Source organism: Aminobacter sp. MET-1, from assembly GCF_026521175.1.
Classification (GTDB): Bacteria; Pseudomonadota; Alphaproteobacteria; order Rhizobiales; family Rhizobiaceae; genus Aminobacter.
In genome coordinates this window covers 63907-82014 of sequence record NZ_JAMSHL010000023.1, presented here as the reverse complement: position 1 = coordinate 82014, position 18108 = coordinate 63907, and the positions used below count along the sequence as shown (strand labels likewise).

Below are 18108 nucleotides of genomic sequence, written 5' to 3'. Positions count from 1 at the left end.
GCCGAAGGACGGCACCAGCACAGGCAGCACGCCGGCACCCGAAATTGCCGCCTCCAGATATTGCTGGGGCGCTGCATACCAGGTGTAGTTCTCGAACTGCTTGACGTCTGTCGACACGGCGACGAGCGGCTGGTGCATGATGGGACCTTCCAAACAACTGAGGTAACGAGGCAGGAATGCCTTGTCGCGGCGGCTGCCTTTCGGCCAAACCACCGCATCCTGGATGTCAGCTTATCTGCTCGCGGTCGGGTCGCTGTCCAATCGTCATTGGCAATGCGCCGCATAAGCGAGCGCTATCGAGGCCAGAGTTCCAGGATAAGTGCGCTCTAAGCCTGCGGCGCGCCGAGCTCGATCCAGACCGGCGCGTGGTCGCTGGCGTCGGCGAGGCCTCTGACGTCGCGGTCGATGCCGGCGGCTGAGAGGCGGCCGGCGAGATCGGGGCTCAGGAGCAGGTGATCGAGGCGCAGGCCGGCGTTGCGCTGCCACCTGTTTCGCCGATAGTCCCAGAAACTGTAGACGCCGTCGCCGGGAAATGCCCTGCGGATGCTGTCGGTCCAGCCTCGCTCGAGCAGTGCCTGGAACGCCGCGCGGCTCTGAGGCTGTACCAGCGCGTTGTCGTCATAGGACTGCGTCGCATAGACGTCGCGCACTTCGGGCGCGATGTTGTAGTCGCCGGCGAGCACGACAGGTATGCCGGCGGCGAGCAGGGCTGCGGCGTGTGCATTGAAGCGCTTGTGCCAGGCGAGCTTGTAGTCGAATTTCGGCCCCGGCTGCGGGTTGCCGTTGGGCGCGTAGAGGCAGCTAACGAGAATGCCGCCCACCGCAGCTTCGATGTAGCGGCTCTGGTCATCGTCGGGGTCGCCGGGCAGTTCCCATCGCGTCACCACAGGTTTTCCGTCCCTGGCCAATATCGCCACGCCGTTCCAGGCGCGCTCGCCGCGCCATACGGCGCCGTAACCGGCGTCTTCGAGCGCCTTGGCAGGGAACTCATCGTCGGCCGCCTTGAGTTCCTGCAGGCAGACGACGTCGGGTTTGGCCTGCTTCAACCACGCCAGCAGGTTTCCGAGCCTACGGTTGATGTTGTTGATGTTGAACGTGGCGATCTTCACGCCATTCGACCTAACGCTTCAGCTGCGCCGACCAAGACGCGACCTTGTCGGCCATCGATTTCAGATGGTCGGCGGCGGAGAAGCCCGAGATGCTCTTGCGCGGCTTGAGGTCGTGGTCGCCGTCTTCCAGCCAGAACAGCTCGATCTGGTCGGACAGGTCGTAGCCTGCAACCTCGTCGCGGGTGCCGAATTCGTCACGGGTGCCTTGCACGATCAGCGCCGGCGTCTTCAGTCCCGCCAGATGCTTCGTTCGCAATTGTTCGGGCTTGGCCGGCGGATGGAACGGATAGCCGAGGCAGAGCAGGCCGGCGATCCTGCCTGCTGCGAACAGCTCATCGGCGACCATGCTGGCGACGCGCCCGCCCATCGACTTGCCGCCGATGATGAGCGGGCCTTTGGCGCCGAGCTTTTCGATCGCAGCCTTGTATTCCGGGTTCAGCGTTTCCGCGCGCGGCGGCGGCTTGCGCCCGGCCTCAGTGCGTCGGGCAGCCATATAGGGAAACTCGAAGCGGGCGACGCGGAAGCCTTGTGCGGCCAGCGCCTTGGCAGTCGCTTCCATCGACGCCGAATCCATCGGCGCGCCGGCGCCATGCGCCAAAAGGATGGTGACGGCGGCGTCTTCGTCGCCGTTGAAGAGAAATTGCGTGTCCATGTCAGCCGGCTGAACGTTTCCTGAGGTGGAGGTCGGCATACTGGATGCCTTTTTCGGCGGTGCGCGCCCATTCCGACGTGCTGTCGAGCTGGATATAGACAGACCACCAGTGCCGGGCCGCCGCGAGATCGCCAGCCTGGTATTCGAGATTGGCGAGGTTGTAGACGGCGTCGGCATATCCCGGGTCGAGCGTCACGGCTGCCTTGAGATGACGCCGGGCCGTTGCGACCTTGCCCTGTTCGGCGAAAAGCCCGCCGAGATTGAACCAGGCTTCGACGAAATTCGGGTCGAGCTTGATTGCCTGCATGTAGGCACCCGCTGCCTCTGTCGTCAGCCCGCCGGCGCGCAGGCAGTTTGCCCGGTTGAAGGCCGCGATGCCGTCGCCGGGGTCGGCTGCCAGATAGCGCCTGTAGAGTGCCGCCGCCTCGAGGTGGCGGCCTTCGTCCTCGGCTTCTTCGGCGAGGGAAAAAAGGGCCTCGATTTCAGTGTCGTTGGTCCGATCCAGCGGCAGCAGGCCCTGGCCGTCCAGTTCGGTCAGTTCGGTCCCCTGGCGCGCGTAGATCGCGTCCCCATCCTCCGTGTGCAGGTTCAGCGCCGTCAGCGAGGCGACCGGCCCGGAACGACGGACGGACCGTGCGATCCGTCCCCAGCTCGCCCCGCCAACCAGCAGCCCGGCATATTTCCTGGCGAGGATCAGGTCGCGGAAGGAGTAGGGCTCCATATGGTGCTCGAAGGCGTCGAACAGGCCGAGAAGCGCGAGCGCCTTGGGATCGAGCTTCGATTGCTCGCCGATCGATGCCTGCGAAAGGGCCGCGGCTTCGGGCGGATCGAGCAGGCCGAGCATGCGCAGGAAGCCGTTCTCGCTGAGCACAGTCATCTGGCCGCCTGACACGGCCTCATATTTGCCGGCGATACGGGCATCGCTTTCACGCTCAAGCAGGCCGCGCCCGAACACGACATGGGTCGTCCGCCGGGTCACGCCGTGCTGGAGGTCGCCGCCGAGGCGCCTGACCTCGCGCAGGGCGAGGCGCCGTGGAAACGCTTCCAGTGCGCCCACGAGACCGAAGGTCGTGCCCTGGAGAGACGATGACGGATCTGTCACTTCTTGCCCTTGGCTGCCGGCTTGCCGCCCGATGCCGCCACTTTTTCGACCGGCTTGGCTGCTGCATCCACCTTGGGCTTGCTCTTGGCCGGTGGCTTGGACTGGCCTAGGCTCGCCTTCAGCGCGTCCATCAGGTTGATGACATTGCCGCGTTCGGGGGCGGCTGCGATGATCGGCTTGTGGCCCTTCAGCTTTTCCTTGATCATCTTCATCAGGGCGATCTCGTAGCGATCCTCATAGTTCTTCGGATCGAAGGTCGTCAGCTTCTGCTGGATCAGAGCTTCCGCAAGCTGCAGCATCTCGGGGTCCGGATCGCCGGCGGGGATGTTGCCGAAGTACTCGGCTGTGCCGCGCACTTCGCTCGGGTTCCGCAGCGTGCAGACGAACATGCCGTTCTCGCGCGAGCCGATGGTGACGACGCGTTCGCGGCTCGACAGCACCAGTCGTGCGATGGCGAGCTTGCCCGTCTTGTGCAGCGCCTCGCGCAGAACCGCGAAAGTCTCCTCGGCCATGGCCCCGTCAGGCGCCAGATAGTAGGGTGCGTCCTGGTAGATCACGTCGACCGAGCCTTCCTCGACGAAGGCCTCGATGTTCATCGTGTGGTTGGACTCGATCCTGACGCTGTCGAGGTCGGCCTCGTCGATGATGATGTACTTCTTGTCTTCGTATTCGTAGCCCTTGACCAGATCGGTGCGTTCGACGAGCCCGAGTTCGGGGTCGACCGGCTTCATGTTGATCCGGTTGTGGGTGTCCTTGTGCAATTGGTTGAAGGCGATGCGTTCGCTCGAGCTCGTTGCCGGGTACAGCCTTACCGGGCAACTGACCAGACTGAGCTTGAGATATCCCTTCCAAGATGCCCTGGGCGCCATGCTTGTCTCCTACGCGACGACACAACTAAGCTTTACCTGTGAACGCTGCCGGCAATTCTCGGGCGTGATCGTCGATATCGGCCCAGGGATCGCCTGACGTAGCCAAAAGTCCGGGAAGCGAAGAATAGTTCAAATCCTGCGGAGCGTCGATGGACTCGAGATCACTCCAGACAAGTGGGGTCGAAGCCGGCATGTGGGTTCGCGCCCGCAGCGTGTAGGGGGCAGCTGCCGTTGCACTTCGCGCATTGCGATGGAAGTCGATGAAAATAAGCTGCTTGCGGTTGTCCTTGCCCATCACTGTTGTGAACGTCTTGGGTGCGGTGGCGGCGATACGGGAGGCGATGGCGCTGCTTGCCTGATGGATCTGCTTCCAGCCGAGTTTCTTCTTCACCGGCACCACCACATGGATGCCGCTTCCGCCCGAGGTCTTCACGAACGGCACGAGGCCGATGGCTTCCAGCTCGCCCTTGACATGGACTGCCGCCTCGACGACCTCGCGCCAGCCGATGCCTTCGCCGGGGTCGAGGTCGAAGACCACGCGATCGGGTTTGTCCAGCTGCTTTCGCAATGCGCCCCAGGCATGGAACTCGACGACACCGAACTGCGCCAGCGCCAGATAACCCTTGGCGTCCTCGACGGCGATGTAGGTCTTGGTCTCGCCATCCGAATTGCTGGTCTCGAAAGAGGCGATGGTGGCGGGCATGCCGGTGAAGGCGTGACGCTGGAAGAAGCAGTCCTGCGGCCGGCTCGACGGGCAGCGGAACAGCGATACCGGCCGCCCCAGAATATGCGGCAACATGAAGTCGCCGACAGCCGCGTAATAGACGGCGATGTCGAGCTTGGTCGGCCCCGCCTTGCCGAGAATCCGGCGGGTCGGGTTGGTGATCGAGATGCCGGCAAGGTCGGCATCTGAGATCAGGCGCTTGCGCTCCACCTGGGTCTCCTTGGCGCTCAGTTCCACTTCCCGCAGTCCCTTGAACACCGCATGCCGCAAGGCGTTGTCCGATGTGCGGTTGGCGTAGTGGATGCGGGCTGTCAGCACAGGCCGCACCGGGATTACCTCCTTGGGGGCTCCGTCGAGCCGTGCCGCGCCATCCCTGATCGCTTCGAGGCGCGGCAGCAGGGTGTCCAACGTCTCGGTGTCGAAACCGGTTCCGACCTTGCCGCGATATTCGAGTTCGCCGTCGATCCATTCGCCGAGCGCAAGGGCCGCCAGTCCCTCGGCCGCTTCCGAGGTCGTGTAGCCGGCGATGACGAAATCGCCTCGTTGCAGCGCCTTGGTCTTGGTCCAGCTGTGGGTGCGGCCGGAGACATAGGGTGCCGAAAGCTGCTTGGAGACGATGCCTTCCAGCCCCATCTCGCTGACGCTTTCGAAAAACTTCCGGCCGTCGCCGCCGACATGGTCGCTGTACTGGATGGCGCTGCGGGCATCGATCTGGCCGGCAAGCAGCTTTTCTAGCAGCGCCTTGCGCTGTTCGAGCGTCACCTTGCGCAGGTCCCAGCCATTGAGGAAGACGAGGTCGAAGGCATAGAAGACAAGCTGCCGGTCGTGGCCGCCGGCGAGTGCGTCCTGCAGCGCGGCGAAGCGGCTGATGCCCTTGTCGTCGAGCACGACGATCTCGCCGTCGATGATCGCCTCCGAGCAGGGCAGGCGGCGAAATGACATTGGCAGCGTGCCATAGCGCTTCGTCCAGTCGAGCCCGCTGCGCGTGATCAGCCTGGTAGCGCCGTCGGCTATGTGGGCCATCGTCCGATAGCCGTCGAGCTTGATCTCGTGCAGCCACTTCTTTGGATCGGCTGCCGGCCTTTCGGTCGCGGTGGCGAGCTGTGGCTCGATCCGCGCCGGCATGGCCGAGCGAACAGCGCCGGCAAGCGTTTCAGGCTTGAGATCCTCGGGCTTCGTCGGCGGCTTTCTCTGGGGCACCAGCTCTTCGATCAGCCTGCCTGATTTCACGCTCTCGGGGCGCACCGCAAGGATGTCGGTCTCGGTGTCCTCGGCCTGGTCGTGCTCCTTGATCAGCAGCCAGTTGCGCTTGTCCTCGTCGGGCCTGGGTTTCAGCCGTGTCAGCATCCAGCCGCCCTTGAGCTTTTCGCCCCACAGCCGGAACTTGAAGGCGCCCTTGTCGAGAGCCGAGCGGGCATCGTCCATCGGCGCCCAGCTGCCGGCGTCCCAGACGATCATCGGCCCGCCACCATATTCGCCCTCCGGGATCATGCCCTCGAAGTCGATATATTCGAGCGGGTGGTCTTCGGTCTCGACCGCCAGCCGCCGGTCGGCGGGGTTGAGCGAGGGCCCGCGCGGCACGGCCCAGCTCTTGAGCACGCCGTCGAGTTCGAGGCGCAGGTCGTAATGGTCGGCGGTGGCGTGGTGCTTGTGGACGACGAAGCGGTTGCCGTTGCTCGCCGGTGTGCCGCCGCGCGGTTCGCGGGTTTTGGAAAAGTCGCGCTTGTCGCGGTAGCTGCGAAGCTTTTCGGCTGCCATGCGAGACTTAGGCCGGCCCGGGCTCGTCGGGAGCGGGATCGAGCTCCAGCTCGCGTGGTGAAGCACCGTCGAGAAGCTGCTGCAGCAGGGTATCGCCGACGTCGTAGTAGCGGCCGGACACGAGTACCCGGGAGATCGGCTGCCCGTCGCCCCTGAAGCGCCTGGAGGCAACGAAAACCTTCTGCCGCTCGCGAGCCTCCGCGACGGCCTTGCGCTTGGCGATCTGATTGGCAACCGGTGTACGCATGCGCCTGCGGCTCCCAAGGGACGAGGCGAGTATCGTTCAAAGCCGGCTGGCGATCAACATGAAGCGATTTTTCACCTGACATCCCGTCGTCGCCGTGGTGTCAGGAGCGAGGTCGGGCGGCCTACAGGGTTTGAAATCAGTCGCCCAGCACCTGCCGGTCGTCGCCGTCGCGGCGGCGCACGAGCTCTTCCTTGATGGTGCGCAGGGCCTTTGCCGCCTTGTTGCGGTCGGCATAGGCGACGAGGTTGGCGAGGATGTCGATCGCCGCCAGATAGGCATAGCGGGTCGAGGTCGGCCGGAAGATGTTCTTGCCTTCCGGCAGGTCGATGGTGATCACCACGTCGGCCGCGGCGGCGACCGGCGAATTGCTCTGGGTGATGACGACAGTGGGAATGGCGCGTTTGCGCAGCAGTTCCAGGCTCTGAACCAGGCCGGGGTCGCGCCCGCTGAAGGACGAGCCGAACACGACCGTGCCCGGCTGGGCTGCGGCGGCCAGCATGATGTTGAGGTTGTGGTCGTTGGAGGCGTTGATGCGGCACCCCAGCCGGAACAGCCTGTTGTGCAGTTCGTTGACGATCATCGACGAATTGCCGCTGGCGCCGAAGGCGTAGATGAATTCGGCCCCGCGGAGGAGCTGGGCCGCCTTGCCCAGGGCTTCGGGGTCGAGCTGGCGATGCAGCTGGAACAAGGCATTCTGCGCCTTGGCGACGATGTCTTCGGCAACCTCCGCCGGCGTGGCGGTCTGTGCCTCCGGCATCACATAGCGCAGCCCGACATAAGGCATCTTGGCCAGCTGGACCTTGAAGTCGGAAAAGCTCTGGCAGCCCAGCCGGCGGCAGAAGCGCGTCACCGTCGGCGGCGAGACCTCGGCGCGCGCGGCAAGGTCTCCGATCGAGGAGTTCACGGCGAAATCGACATCTTCCATCACCAGCCGCGCAAGCTTCTGCTCGAGGCCCGAGAGCTTGCCTTCCTCGTCCGACAGGGCGTGATAGAGGTCCATCAAAGCTCTCCAGTTCGAGTGCGCGGGCGCGGTTGTCGAACGACTCAATCGTGAAAAGGAATTTCTTTCAGACATGCCTCCATAACACAGGAAGCCTCTTCAGCAACGCCACCCGATATGCTCAGCCGGCGTCGAGGCGTCCATGTCGATTGGCGCTACCCAATTGAAATAAAACCACAAAAGCCATCAGTTCCGCCTTGCCGAGAACTCGTTCCTTTTGTCAGTCGGAACCGTGTCGATCCGGCGGCATGTTTTTCAGTTACGTAAGTGAATTACATGTTTGGGGAAAAATAGCCAGAATCTCGTTGACGAGAGCGAGATTGTCGCCCTAATATGAAAATTAATTACACCGCATGACGGTGCAGGGAGGAAAAACACTAAAATCGCACGCTCATGAGCGCAGTCGGCATGCTGCTCGCGACAACCGGTAAAGGTTCGAGCGGCGCGCAGCGTCCTGCGGCAGGTGGCGTGCGCCCAACAATCAGGAATGGCTGCTGCGGGCATGGACCTTCTCACGGAGGGACAATGCCGTGCCGCCGTGTCGAAACCACTCGGATCGTCGGTTCAATGCGCATTTTCACGGCCTCGCTGGCAACGGAAACAAACACGTTCTCTCCCGTGCCGACGGACATCAACGCGTTCAAGGCTGCGTTCTATGCCGAACCGGGCGAGCATCCCGACACGCCGACCTTGTGTTCGTCGGTGGTGCCGATCCTGCGCCGCCGTGGCCGCGACGAGGGGTTCGAGGTGATCGAGGGAACGTCCTGCTGGGCCGAGCCAGCCGGCCTGATCCAGCGCCAGACCTATGAAATGCTGCGCGACCAGATCCTGGCCGAGCTCGAGGCGGCCATGCCCGTCGATGCCGTCGTGCTCGGCCTGCATGGCGCCATGGTCGCCCAGGGGTACGACGATCCGGAAGGCGATTTCCTGCTGCGGGTTCGCGGCCTTGTCGGACCCGACGTGCTTGTCGCCGCCGAGTTCGACCCGCACAGCCACCTGACGGGGCTGCGCGTCGCCAATCTCGATCTGATGGCCACGTTTCTAGAATTCCCGCACACCGATTTCGAGCAGCGCGGCGAGCACGTCGTGGAACTTGCGCTGCAAGCGCTGCGCGGCGAGATCAAGCCCGCGATCTCGACCTTCGACTGCCGCATGATCACCATCTATCCGACCAGCCGCGAGCCGATGCGCTCCTTTGTCGACCGGCTGACTGACCTGGAGGGCAAGGACGGGGTGCTGTCGATCTCGGTCATCCATGGCTTCATGGCCGGCGATGTGCCCGACATGGGAACGCGCATCGTGGTGGTGACCGACAACGACAAGGCGAAGGGCGATGTCCTGGCGCGGACGCTCGGGCACGAGCTCTACGGCCTGCGCAAGCGGACATCCATGCCGATGCTCGATACGGAGGCCGGCCTCAATCGCGCGATCGAACTGCGCGACACCAATCCGGACCAGCCCGTCGTCATTGCCGATGTCTGGGACAATCCCGGCGGCGGCGTCGCCGGCGATGCGACCTATATCCTGCGCCAGATCCTGGCGCGCGGTCTTGATGATGTTGCCGTCGCCACGATCTGGGACCCGATTGCCGTCTCCTTCTGCCACGCGGCGGGCGAAGGCGCGGTGCTCGACCTGCGCATCGGCGGCAAGTCGAGCCCGGAGGGTGGCGAGCCGCTCGATCTGAAGGTGACGGTCATGAGCACAGCCGACGCCGGCTGGCAAAGTTTCCGCAACAGCCGGGTGACGCTTGGCAACACCGCCGTGGTGCGCCCGCTCGGCACGTCGATCGACATCCTGTTGATCACCAGCCGCACCCAGACCTACGAACCCGACATCTTTTCCAACCAGGGCATCGATTTCGCCGCCAAGGCCTACCTCCTGGTCAAGTCGACCAATCATTTCCATGCGGGCTTCCAGCCGGTCGCGTCCGAGATCGTCTATGTCGCGGCCCCCACCTCCTATCCGACCGATCCGGCGACGACGCCTTATCGCAAGGCGAGCCTGCAGATGTGGCCGCGCGTCGCCGATCCGCTGGGGCTGGACAGCCCCGAGGCCCAATCGCGGCTGGCCAGTTGACGATTGCGGCAAAGATCACTTGAGGACGAGAACGAGATGACTGCGCCTTTCGAGCCTTCACATTCCCTGGTTTTCGAAACGATCTGGACGCCGGCCAGCGAGGGCAAGGCACCGATCTACACGATGCGTCTCACCAACAGGGGCGATGCGCCGCTCGCCGATTTCGTCCTTTGCTTCAGCGGGCCGGCACGGCTGGAAGCCAATGCGGCCATCGAAAACGGCCGTCTCGTTCGCCGTTTCTCCAATCACAGCGAAGTCGCACCTCCCAAGGACTTCGTACTGCAGCCGGGCGCCGTCTGGGAGTGCTCGGCCCGCCAGCTGTCTTATCCGCTGCGGCATTGGAGCGACGGCGCCACCAGCGCCTATGTCGTGAAATCGGACGGATCGATTGTCGTTGCCGGCACGAAACCTACGGTGTCGACAGTCGTCGAGAACGCGCCCAAGCGCGGAACTGCGACCCTTGGCGATCCCGCCTCGTCGCCGGTTCCGCTCTCCATCATCCCATGGCCGGGCAGCGTCGAGGCCATCGTGCCGGGCCAGACGCCAGACGGGCTGGCACTCGCGCCCGAAACCCAGGCCCAGCGCGGGGCCTGCCAGGCATTCGCCGACTTGACCCAGCGCCTGTTTCCAGGCGAGGCGCTGGTGCGCGAGGCCCATCAGGGCGGCCGCACGGTCCGTCTGGTCGAACGCAGCGGCGATGCCGAAGCCTATCGCATCGATTTCAGCGAAGGCGAGGTCGTCGTCACGGCGTCAGGCGTCACCGGCTATCTCTATGGCCTGATCACGCTCGGCCAGATGCTGCGTGGCGCCAGGCGCCACCGCCAGTCGTTTGTCTTCCCGGCGGCAGGCACCATCGAGGACGCCCCGCGCATGGGCTTCCGCGGCTGCCATCTCGACGTCGTGCGACAGTTCTACTCAAGCGGCGAGGTCGAGCAGTTCCTGGCCGTCATGGCCTGGAACAAGCTCAACCAGTTCCACTGGCACCTGACCGACGACGAGGCGTGGCGCATCGAGATCGTGGCCTATCCTGAGCTGTGCACGCGCGCAGCCTGGCGTGGCCATGGCCTGCCCGTGCCGCCGATGCTGGGTTCCGGCCCGCAGCCGACCGGCGGCTACTACACCCAGACAGAGGTGCGCGAGATCGTTGCCCTTGCCGGCAGCTATGGCATCGATGTGATCCCGGAGATCGACATCCCCGGCCACAGCTATGCGCTGCTCGAGGCGTTGCCCGAACTGCGCGATCCCGGCGAAACAGGCGAATACGCCTCGGTTCAGGGCGTGCCCAACAATTGTATCAACCCGGCGCAGCCGAAGGCCGTGGCCTTCATCAAGGAGGTGTTCCGCGAGCTGGCCGAGCTGTTCCCGTCCAAGGTGCTGCATATCGGCGCTGACGAGGTGCCGCTGGGCGCCTGGTCCGGTTCGCCGATGGCGCTCGACATGCTGCGCCAGCTTGCCGGCGACAATGCCGCGCGCTCGCATGCGGGCCTCACCAACACACTGACCAACCATGACGGCGCCGACGACATCGAGGGCGCTACCACCTCGATCCTTCAGGCGGCGTTCGTCCGCGAGATCCACGAGCTCATCAAGTCGCTCGGCTGCGTGACCGGCGGCTGGCAGGAGGCCGCCCATGGCGGCGCGCTCGACAAGGATGCTTCGTATCTTGTCGGCTGGCGCGACGTGCCGATCTGCGGTCGTCTGGCCGGCGAAGGCTACGACATCGTCGTCGCCCCGGGGCAGGCCTATTATCTCGACATGTCCCAGTCGACCGACTGGAACGAGCCCGGTGCTGGCTGGGCCGGAGCGCCGCTGCCGCGCGAGACCTACGAGTTCGACCCTGTCGGTGGCTGGACCGCCGAACAGCTCAAGCATTTCAAGGGCATCCAGGCCTGCATCTGGAGCGAGTCCATGACCGATCGCGCCGTGTTCGATCGCCTGGTCTTCCCGCGCCTGTCGGCCATCGCCGAGACGGCGTGGACGCCATGGGAGCGGAAGTCGTGGGACCGGTTCGCGGCCACGGCAGGCCTGATGCCCAACCTCTACGGACACTGGGAATAGCGCGAGCCGGCGCGCGGCCTGAAGCCGATGCGCGCTGGGATCGACAAGGGAGAAACAAGGTGCCTGATCTGCTCGTCAGTCTCCATTCGGCAAAGTTCGAGGACCTGCGTTCGCGTCGCCATGTGGCGGGCGTGGCGATCCGCCCGGCGCTGGCGCCGGAGATGGCGCTGGTCGTCGACTGGGTGCGCGAACACTTCAGCGACAACTGGGCCAGCGAAGTGACGGTGGCGTTTGCGCGGCGGCCCGTCGCCTGCCTCGTCGCAGTCGAGAACGGCAAGCTCCTGGGCTTTGCCTGCTACGACATCGTCGCGCGCGGTTTTTTCGGGCCGACCGGTGTTGGCCCGGAGGCTCGGGGCAGGGGTGTCGGCGTGGCGCTGCTCGCCGCCGCCCTCGAAGCGCTCAAGGCCGACGGTTACGCCTACGCCATCATCGGCGATGCCGGACCCGTCGATTTCTACGTCAATTCGGTCGGCGCCGTTCCGATCCCGGCACCCGACAAGGGTGTCTACGAAGGCATGCTCCGCCGTCCGAAGGCAGACCGCTGATTACCAAACCAACGACAATACGACTGAAAGGGGAACTGACGTGAAACTGCATACACTTACCGCCATCTCGGCGCTTCTGCTCGGCATTGCGCCGGCTGCTGCCGAAAACATCCTGACCGTCAATGTCGAGCCGGCGACGACCTGGGTGCGCAACTTCAACCCGTTCAACCAGGCCTCGGCGCGCCAGAGCACGCTCGACTTCATCTACGAGCCGCTGGTGGTGTTCAACCGCTTCGACAGCAACAAGCCGGTCTACCGCCTGGCCGAGAGCTTCAAGCTTGCCGACGACCTCAAGAGCATCGAGTTCAAGCTGCGCGCGGGCCTGAAGTGGTCGGACGGCAAGCCGTTTACCTCGGAAGACGTCAAGTTCACCTATGACCTGCTCAAGAAGTTCCCGGCGCTCGATTTCGTCAGCATCTGGTCGCAGATCGGCGGCGTCGAAGTCGTCGATGGCCAGAAGGTCCGCTTCACGCTGAACAACCCGAGCTCGCTCGCGGCCGAAACCCTGTCGCAGATTCCGATCGTGCCGCAGCATGTCTGGAAGGACATCGCCGACCCGGTCACCTACGCCAACGAGAAGCCCGTCGGCAGCGGCCCGATGACCGAGGTGCCGCGCTTCACCGGCCAGACCTACGACCAGTGCCGCAACCCGCACTACTGGGACGCCGAGACCCTCAAGGTCGACTGCATGCGCTTCCCGCAGCTGGCCGACAACAACCAGATCCTGACCGCGACCGTCAGCGGCACGCTGGACTGGGGTGTGTCCTTCATTCCCGACATCGAAAAGGTCTACGTCGCCAAGAACCCCGAGCACTTCCACTACTGGTATTCGCCGAGCTCGATGGTGGCCTTCATCTTCAACCAGGAGACGGCCAACGAGAACAACCGGAAGGCGTTCACCGACCTTAACTTCCGTCGCGCTGTGTCGATGGCGCTCGACCGCAAGGGCATGATCGATATTGCCGGCTACGGCTATCCGACGCTGAACGAGGATCCGGGCCTGATGGGCGAGCTCTACAAGAGCTGGTCCGACGAGACGGTCAAGGCCGACTTCGGCAAGTACGCCACCTATGATGAGGCCGCCGCCAAGGCGATGCTCGACGAGGCCGGCTACGCCGACAAGGACGGCGACGGCATGCGCGAGAATCCCGATGGCACCAAGCTCGCCTTCTCGATCATCGTGCCGGCAAGCTGGACCGACTGGATCGACACCGTCAACATCGCCGTCGACAACATGAAGGCGGTCGGCATCGACGCCAAGATCGAGACGCCGGAAGAGGCCGTCTGGACCCAGAGCCTGATCGAAGGCAAGTTCGATGGCGCCATCAACAGCCTGCCGGCATCGGCTTCGCCCTACTACCCCTACAAGCGCGCCTTCACGGCCGCCGACAAGGGCAAGACCCGCTTCACAGCCCAGCGCTGGTTCAATCCTGAAGTCGAGAACCTGGTGAAGGAGTTCACCCAGACCGCCGACCTCGAGAAGCAGAAGGAGGCCATGAACAAGGCGCAGCGTATCGTTGCCGAGAACATGCCTCTGGCGCCGGTGTTCAACAACCCGAACTGGTACCAGTACAACACCACGCGCTTCACCGGCTGGTCGACGAAGGACAATGCCTTCGCCAATCCGTCGATCACCAGGAACAATCCTGCACGTCTGCTGAACCTCCTGGCCCTGCGCCCGGTGAAGTAACGTCCTACTAGGGAGTTGGCGGGGCCGGAAACGGCCCTGCCAATCTGAGCCGATGCCATTCCTTCTCCGACGGACATTGTTCTACCTCGCCGCGTTCATCGCGGCGGCGACGATCAATTTCTTCCTGCCGCGCATGATGCCGGGCGATCCGGTGGCGCTGATGTTTTCGAGCGCGGCCACGGAGCTGCCGCCGGAAAGCCTTGCGGCGCTGAAGCTCACCTTCGGCTTCGTCGACGGGCCGATCTGGCAGCAATACCTGACCTACCTCGCCAGCATCTTCACCGGCGATCTCGGCATGTCGGTGAAGTATTTCCCGCTGCCGGTGACCGAGCTGCTCGGCCGGGCGCTGGTCTGGACCGTGGGGCTTGTCGGTACCGCCACCATCATCAGCTTCATCCTCGGCAGCTTCCTCGGCATGGTCGCGGCGTGGCGGCGCGGCACCCGGATCGACGTGGTCATATCGGTCTGCTCGATCTTCGCCACCTCGATCCCTGCCGTGGTGACCTCGCTGGTGGCGCTCTATTTCTTTGGCTTCACCTTCGGCTGGTTCCCGACCGGCTATGCGCATGATCCGGCGCTCGATCCGTCCTTTACCCTGCAGTTTGCCGGCAGCGTGCTTTATCACGCGCTTCTGCCGATGATTACGCTGTGCGTGGTCCTGACAGGCGGCTTCACCGTCACCATGCGCAACAACATGATCAACCTGCTCGGCCAGGACTATGTCGTCATGGCGCGCGCCAAGGGCTTGTCGGACCGGCGCGTGATGGTGTGGTACGCCGCACGCAACGCGCTGCTGCCGGCCGTCTCCAGCCTCGCGATTGCGCTGGGCACCGTGCTTGGCGGCTCGCTGGTGACCGAGGTCGTCTTCAATTATCCGGGTCTCGGCAACACGCTCTACCAGGCGATCCTCGCCCGCGACTATCCCGTGATCCAGGGCCAGCTGCTCGTCATGACGGCTGCCATGCTGGTCGCCAATTTCATCGTCGACGTGACCTATGTCCTGCTCGACCCACGCCTGAAGGGGAGTGGCTGACATGGCTCAACTGCTCATTGGCCTCAAGCGCAACCGCAAGGCGGCCGTCGGCCTGACGATCGTGACGATCATCGTCCTGATCGCCATCTTTGCGCCGCTGTTGACCGAATATGCGCCTGCCGCCCGCACCGGCCGGCCGCACCAGCCGCCGTCTGCCGACCACATACTCGGCACGACGCGACTCGGCCAGGACGTCTGGGCGCGGCTGATCTACGGCGCCCGCACCTCGCTTGCTGTCGGCTTCGCCGCCGGCCTGCTGATAACCGTCGTCGGCACCGCGCTCGGCATCATCGCCGGCTATCGCGGCGGCAAGACCGACGAGGTCATCAGCTTCCTCACCAACATGGTGCTGGTGGTGCCCAACCTGCCGCTGCTGCTGGTCATCGCAGCTTTCGTCGGCCAGGCCGGCCCCATGGTGATCGCCGTCATCCTCGGCATCACGTCCTGGGCCTGGGGCGCGCGCGTCACGCGCGCCGAGACGCTGTCGGTCAAGCAGCGCGACTTCGTCAAGGCCGCCGAGATGATGGGCGAACCGCAATGGCGCATCATGGCCTTCGAGATTTTCCCGAACGTGCTGTCCATTGTCGGCATCAACTTCATCGGCAGCGTGATCTTCGCCGTCATCACCGAGGCGACGCTCGAATTCCTCGGCCTCGGCGACCCCAACGTCATCTCGTGGGGCACCATGCTCTACAACGCGCAGAAGGCCTCGGCTCTGTCGGTCGGCGCCTGGTGGGATATCCTTGCGCCTTGTATCGCGCTCGCGCTTTTGGGCATCGGCCTGTCGCTGCTCAACTTCGCCGTCGACGAGATCGCCAATCCGCGCCTGCGCACCGGCAGCAGCCTCGGCCGCTGGGCAAGCCTGGTCAAGTCGGGGGAGGGCCGCCTGTGAATGAAGCTCTGCTCTCGGTGAAGAACCTCACCATCGACTATATCGGCGCTGAAAAGGACTTCCGCGCCGTCGACCAGGTGTCCTTCGACGTGGCCCCGGGCGAGGTGTTCGGTCTCGCCGGCGAATCCGGCTGCGGCAAGAGCACGGTTGCCTTCGCCGTCAGCCGCCTGCACGGGCCGCCGGCGCTGATCCGCAAGGGCAGCGAAATCCGGCTCGCCGGCCGCGATGTGCTCGGGCTCGACGACAAGGCGCTGCGCGACTTCCGCTGGCGCGAGGTGGCGATGGTGTTCCAGAGCGCCATGAACTCGCTTAACCCGGTGCTGCGCATCGAAGAGCAGTTCTACGACGTGCTCGCCACCCACAACCGCTGCACGCGCAAGCAGGCGCGCGAGCGGACCGCCGAGATGCTCAGGCTGGTCGACATCAAGCCCGAGCGCATGCGCGACTATCCGCACCAGTTCTCAGGCGGCATGCGCCAGCGCATCGTCATCGCCATCTGCATGGCGCTCAATCCGAAGCTCGTGATCATGGACGAGCCGACGACGGCGCTCGACGTGGTCGTCCAGCGCGAGATCCTGCAGCGCATCGACGAACTCCGGCGACAGATGGGGTTCTCGGTGCTGTTCATCACCCATGACCTCGGGCTGATGGTGCAGTTCTGCGACCGCATCGGCGTGATGCTGCAGGGCAAGCTCGTCGAACAGGGTCCGTCGGACGAGATCTTCCGTCGCCCGCAACATGACTACACCAAGAAGCTGTGGGCGTCGTTCCCATCGCTCAAGGGAGGGGTGCTGGGATGAGCGAACCGCTTCTGCGCTTCGATGCCGTCAGCAAGTCGTTCGGTCACGGCAGCTTTGCCGTCCATGCGGCGCGCTCGATCAACTTCTCGCTCAACAGCGGCCGGGCGTTGGCGATCGTCGGCGAATCCGGCAGCGGCAAGACCACCTGCGCGCGCATGGCGATGCTGGAATACATGCCCGGCGCCGGCCGGGTGCTGTTCAAGGGCGCGCCGACCGCGGGCCTGCGCGGCCGCGATCTCGCCGCCTACCGGCGCGCCGTGCAGATGATCTTCCAGGACCCGTTCGCCTCGCTGAACCCGGTCCACACCATCGCCTATCACCTCAAGCGCACGCTGAGCCTGCACCGCCCCGACATCGCTTCCCGTGACATCGACGCGGAGGTGAACAAGCAGCTCGAAGCGGTGAAGCTCGACCCTGCCATCGTCGCCGCGAAATATCCGCACGAGCTTTCGGGCGGCCAGCGCCAGCGTGTCAACATTGCGCGCGCGCTCTCGGCCCAGCCGCAGGTGCTGGTAGCGGACGAACCGACGTCGATGCTCGACGTCTCCGTCCGCCTCGGCGTGCTCAACCTGCTCAACGAGATGAAGACGAGCCGCAACCTCGGCATCCTCTACATCACCCACGATATCGCCACCGCGCGCTATGTCGCCGAGGACATCGCGGTCATGTACAGCGGCCAGATCGTCGAGTGGGGCGATTGCGGCTCGATCATCGACAACCCGCAGCATCCCTACACCAGGCTTCTGCTGTCGGCCGTTCCCGACCCGGAGCGTCGCTTCACGGACATGGCCTCGCGGCTCGATCCTGAAGAGGCCGACGCCGTCCGCCGTGCTGCTGCCATGGATGGGCGCGAGGTCCTGAGGGCCGGCGACAATCACTTTGCACTGGCGAGTGCGGGATAGCGTGGGATTTCGCCCGGGCGCCCGCCCGAAGCCGCGCTTTGGTCGTTGTCGCCGGGACATCCATGGCTGAGTCTGGCTGCCGGCGAATGTCTATTGAACTGCCGATGTCGCGGCAGCCGCACGAGCATTCGGCGCGGATCGGTTCGACAGCTTTCTCCGGCCGATCATCGGGTCGCGCCCGATGATCCGATCAAAACTTGTACGCTACGCCTATGCGAATATCGTCTTATGCGCCCGCGAAAGCGACACCGTCGGCGACATAGGGCAGAACCGCTCAACAGCATAACCAAGCCGAATTCTGGCAGCTCCGACCGCGTCGATATCCAGCGCATCTGGATTTCCGACCGGTAAGTCCTGCCGGGTTGAAAACCGTGCTTCTGTAGTCTGCATCGCTCCACGCAGCATCGGCATCGACGCCAAGAGTCACCTTGTTTGGGAACTGGTAGGCATCGCGGCGACCGCTGTATTCGATGCATTAGATTTTGCTTAAGCATCTAGGAATGCTGGCAAAAATGGCCCCAATAATAGTCAACCTCTAACAATTGACCGCATTTTTGGGCAGGCATAGGGTCCGGCGCGTCGGTGCTTGGGGTTTTGGGGCGAGCGCCGCAGTGAACTTGAAATCAGTGTGACCTGCGACCGACAGCCCTG

At 64.3% G+C, this 18108-nt stretch carries 16 protein-coding genes; 8 read left to right on the top strand and 8 right to left on the bottom strand.

Features of this window, described 5'->3' with window-relative positions; all coding sequences use genetic code 11:
- From NDO48_RS24505 to NDO48_RS24470, 8 genes are all read right to left on the bottom strand, one after another.
- A partial coding sequence (locus tag NDO48_RS24505; RefSeq protein ID WP_323848126.1) for a gamma-glutamyl-gamma-aminobutyrate hydrolase family protein occupies nucleotides 1-138 on the bottom strand: 138 nt, incomplete at its 3' end.
- A 188-nt stretch (nucleotides 139-326) separates the two neighbouring features.
- Nucleotides 327-1109, bottom strand: a complete 783-nt coding sequence (locus NDO48_RS24500) for an exodeoxyribonuclease III (protein WP_018429147.1) — start codon at nucleotides 1107-1109, stop codon at nucleotides 327-329.
- A gap of 10 nt (nucleotides 1110-1119) precedes the next feature.
- Nucleotides 1120-1761 carry an alpha/beta fold hydrolase gene (locus NDO48_RS24495; protein ID WP_018429146.1) on the bottom strand — a complete coding sequence of 214 codons (642 nt, stop codon included), beginning with the start codon at nucleotides 1759-1761 and terminating at the stop codon, nucleotides 1120-1122.
- A 1-nt stretch (nucleotide 1762) separates the two neighbouring features.
- A complete protein-coding gene (locus tag NDO48_RS24490) occupies nucleotides 1763-2863 on the bottom strand; it encodes a tetratricopeptide repeat protein (protein WP_267322565.1) in 1101 nt (366 codons plus the stop codon).
- The gene (locus NDO48_RS24485) at nucleotides 2860-3732 is read right to left on the bottom strand and encodes a Ku protein (RefSeq protein ID WP_267322564.1); all 873 of its coding nucleotides are present in this window, start codon (nucleotides 3730-3732) and stop codon (nucleotides 2860-2862) included. Before NDO48_RS24485 ends, NDO48_RS24490 begins: the two co-directional genes overlap by 4 nt.
- A 25-nt stretch (nucleotides 3733-3757) precedes the next feature.
- Nucleotides 3758-6214, bottom strand: coding sequence for a DNA ligase D (gene ligD, locus NDO48_RS24480; RefSeq protein WP_267322563.1), 2457 nt, complete (start codon nucleotides 6212-6214; stop codon nucleotides 3758-3760).
- Between the two features lie 7 nt (nucleotides 6215-6221).
- Nucleotides 6222-6461: a hypothetical protein gene (locus NDO48_RS24475; RefSeq protein WP_018429142.1), complete on the bottom strand. Its 240-nt coding sequence runs from the start codon at nucleotides 6459-6461 to the stop codon at nucleotides 6222-6224.
- Between the two features lie 136 nt (nucleotides 6462-6597).
- Nucleotides 6598-7461: a MurR/RpiR family transcriptional regulator gene (locus NDO48_RS24470; protein ID WP_018429141.1), complete on the bottom strand. Its 864-nt coding sequence runs from the start codon at nucleotides 7459-7461 to the stop codon at nucleotides 6598-6600.
- A 567-nt stretch (nucleotides 7462-8028) separates the two neighbouring features.
- On the opposite strand from NDO48_RS24470, the gene NDO48_RS24465 reads away from it, so the two are divergent.
- The 8 genes from NDO48_RS24465 to NDO48_RS24430 are packed head-to-tail and all read left to right on the top strand — an operon-like array spanning nucleotide 8029 to nucleotide 17457.
- Nucleotides 8029-9537, top strand: a complete 1509-nt coding sequence (locus tag NDO48_RS24465) for a M81 family metallopeptidase (RefSeq protein ID WP_267322562.1) — start codon at nucleotides 8029-8031, stop codon at nucleotides 9535-9537.
- 36 nt (nucleotides 9538-9573) lie between these two features.
- Entirely contained in the window at nucleotides 9574-11595 is a 2022-nt protein-coding gene (locus tag NDO48_RS24460) for a beta-N-acetylhexosaminidase (protein ID WP_267322561.1), read from the top strand.
- 59 nt (nucleotides 11596-11654) lie between these two features.
- Nucleotides 11655-12140 carry a GNAT family N-acetyltransferase gene (locus tag NDO48_RS24455; protein WP_018429138.1) on the top strand — a complete coding sequence of 162 codons (486 nt, stop codon included), beginning with the start codon at nucleotides 11655-11657 and terminating at the stop codon, nucleotides 12138-12140.
- A gap of 40 nt (nucleotides 12141-12180) precedes the next feature.
- Entirely contained in the window at nucleotides 12181-13830 is a 1650-nt protein-coding gene (locus NDO48_RS24450) for an ABC transporter substrate-binding protein (RefSeq protein WP_018429137.1), read from the top strand.
- A gap of 52 nt (nucleotides 13831-13882) precedes the next feature.
- Nucleotides 13883-14863: an ABC transporter permease gene (locus tag NDO48_RS24445; RefSeq protein ID WP_026227430.1), complete on the top strand. Its 981-nt coding sequence runs from the start codon at nucleotides 13883-13885 to the stop codon at nucleotides 14861-14863.
- Between the two features lies 1 nt (nucleotide 14864).
- On the top strand, nucleotides 14865-15755 hold the full coding sequence (locus NDO48_RS24440; RefSeq protein ID WP_026227429.1) for an ABC transporter permease: 891 nt from the start codon (nucleotides 14865-14867) through the stop codon (nucleotides 15753-15755).
- The gene (locus NDO48_RS24435) at nucleotides 15752-16555 is read left to right on the top strand and encodes an ABC transporter ATP-binding protein (protein ID WP_018429134.1); all 804 of its coding nucleotides are present in this window, start codon (nucleotides 15752-15754) and stop codon (nucleotides 16553-16555) included. Before NDO48_RS24440 ends, NDO48_RS24435 begins: the two co-directional genes overlap by 4 nt.
- Complete coding sequence (locus NDO48_RS24430) at nucleotides 16552-17457, top strand: ABC transporter ATP-binding protein (RefSeq protein WP_018429133.1); 906 nt, start codon at nucleotides 16552-16554, stop codon at nucleotides 17455-17457. The genes NDO48_RS24435 and NDO48_RS24430 overlap by 4 nt, the downstream gene beginning before the upstream one ends.
- Nucleotides 17458-18108: the final 651 nt, after the last annotated feature.

Coding starts and splice junctions, on each gene's coding strand:
- NDO48_RS24460 (WP_267322561.1), top strand. CDS start 9,574: ATGACTGCGCCTTTCGAGCCTTCACATTCCCTGGTTTTCGAAACGATC.
- NDO48_RS24430 (WP_018429133.1), top strand. CDS start 16,552: ATGAGCGAACCGCTTCTGCGCTTCGATGCCGTCAGCAAGTCGTTCGGT.
- NDO48_RS24475 (WP_018429142.1), bottom strand. CDS start 6,461: ATGCGTACACCGGTTGCCAATCAGATCGCCAAGCGCAAGGCCGTCGCG.
- NDO48_RS24445 (WP_026227430.1), top strand. CDS start 13,883: ATGCCATTCCTTCTCCGACGGACATTGTTCTACCTCGCCGCGTTCATC.
- NDO48_RS24485 (WP_267322564.1), bottom strand. CDS start 3,732: ATGGCGCCCAGGGCATCTTGGAAGGGATATCTCAAGCTCAGTCTGGTC.
- ligD (WP_267322563.1), bottom strand. CDS start 6,214: ATGGCAGCCGAAAAGCTTCGCAGCTACCGCGACAAGCGCGACTTTTCC.
- NDO48_RS24465 (WP_267322562.1), top strand. CDS start 8,029: ATGCGCATTTTCACGGCCTCGCTGGCAACGGAAACAAACACGTTCTCT.
- NDO48_RS24470 (WP_018429141.1), bottom strand. CDS start 7,461: ATGGACCTCTATCACGCCCTGTCGGACGAGGAAGGCAAGCTCTCGGGC.
- NDO48_RS24440 (WP_026227429.1), top strand. CDS start 14,865: ATGGCTCAACTGCTCATTGGCCTCAAGCGCAACCGCAAGGCGGCCGTC.
- NDO48_RS24495 (WP_018429146.1), bottom strand. CDS start 1,761: ATGGACACGCAATTTCTCTTCAACGGCGACGAAGACGCCGCCGTCACC.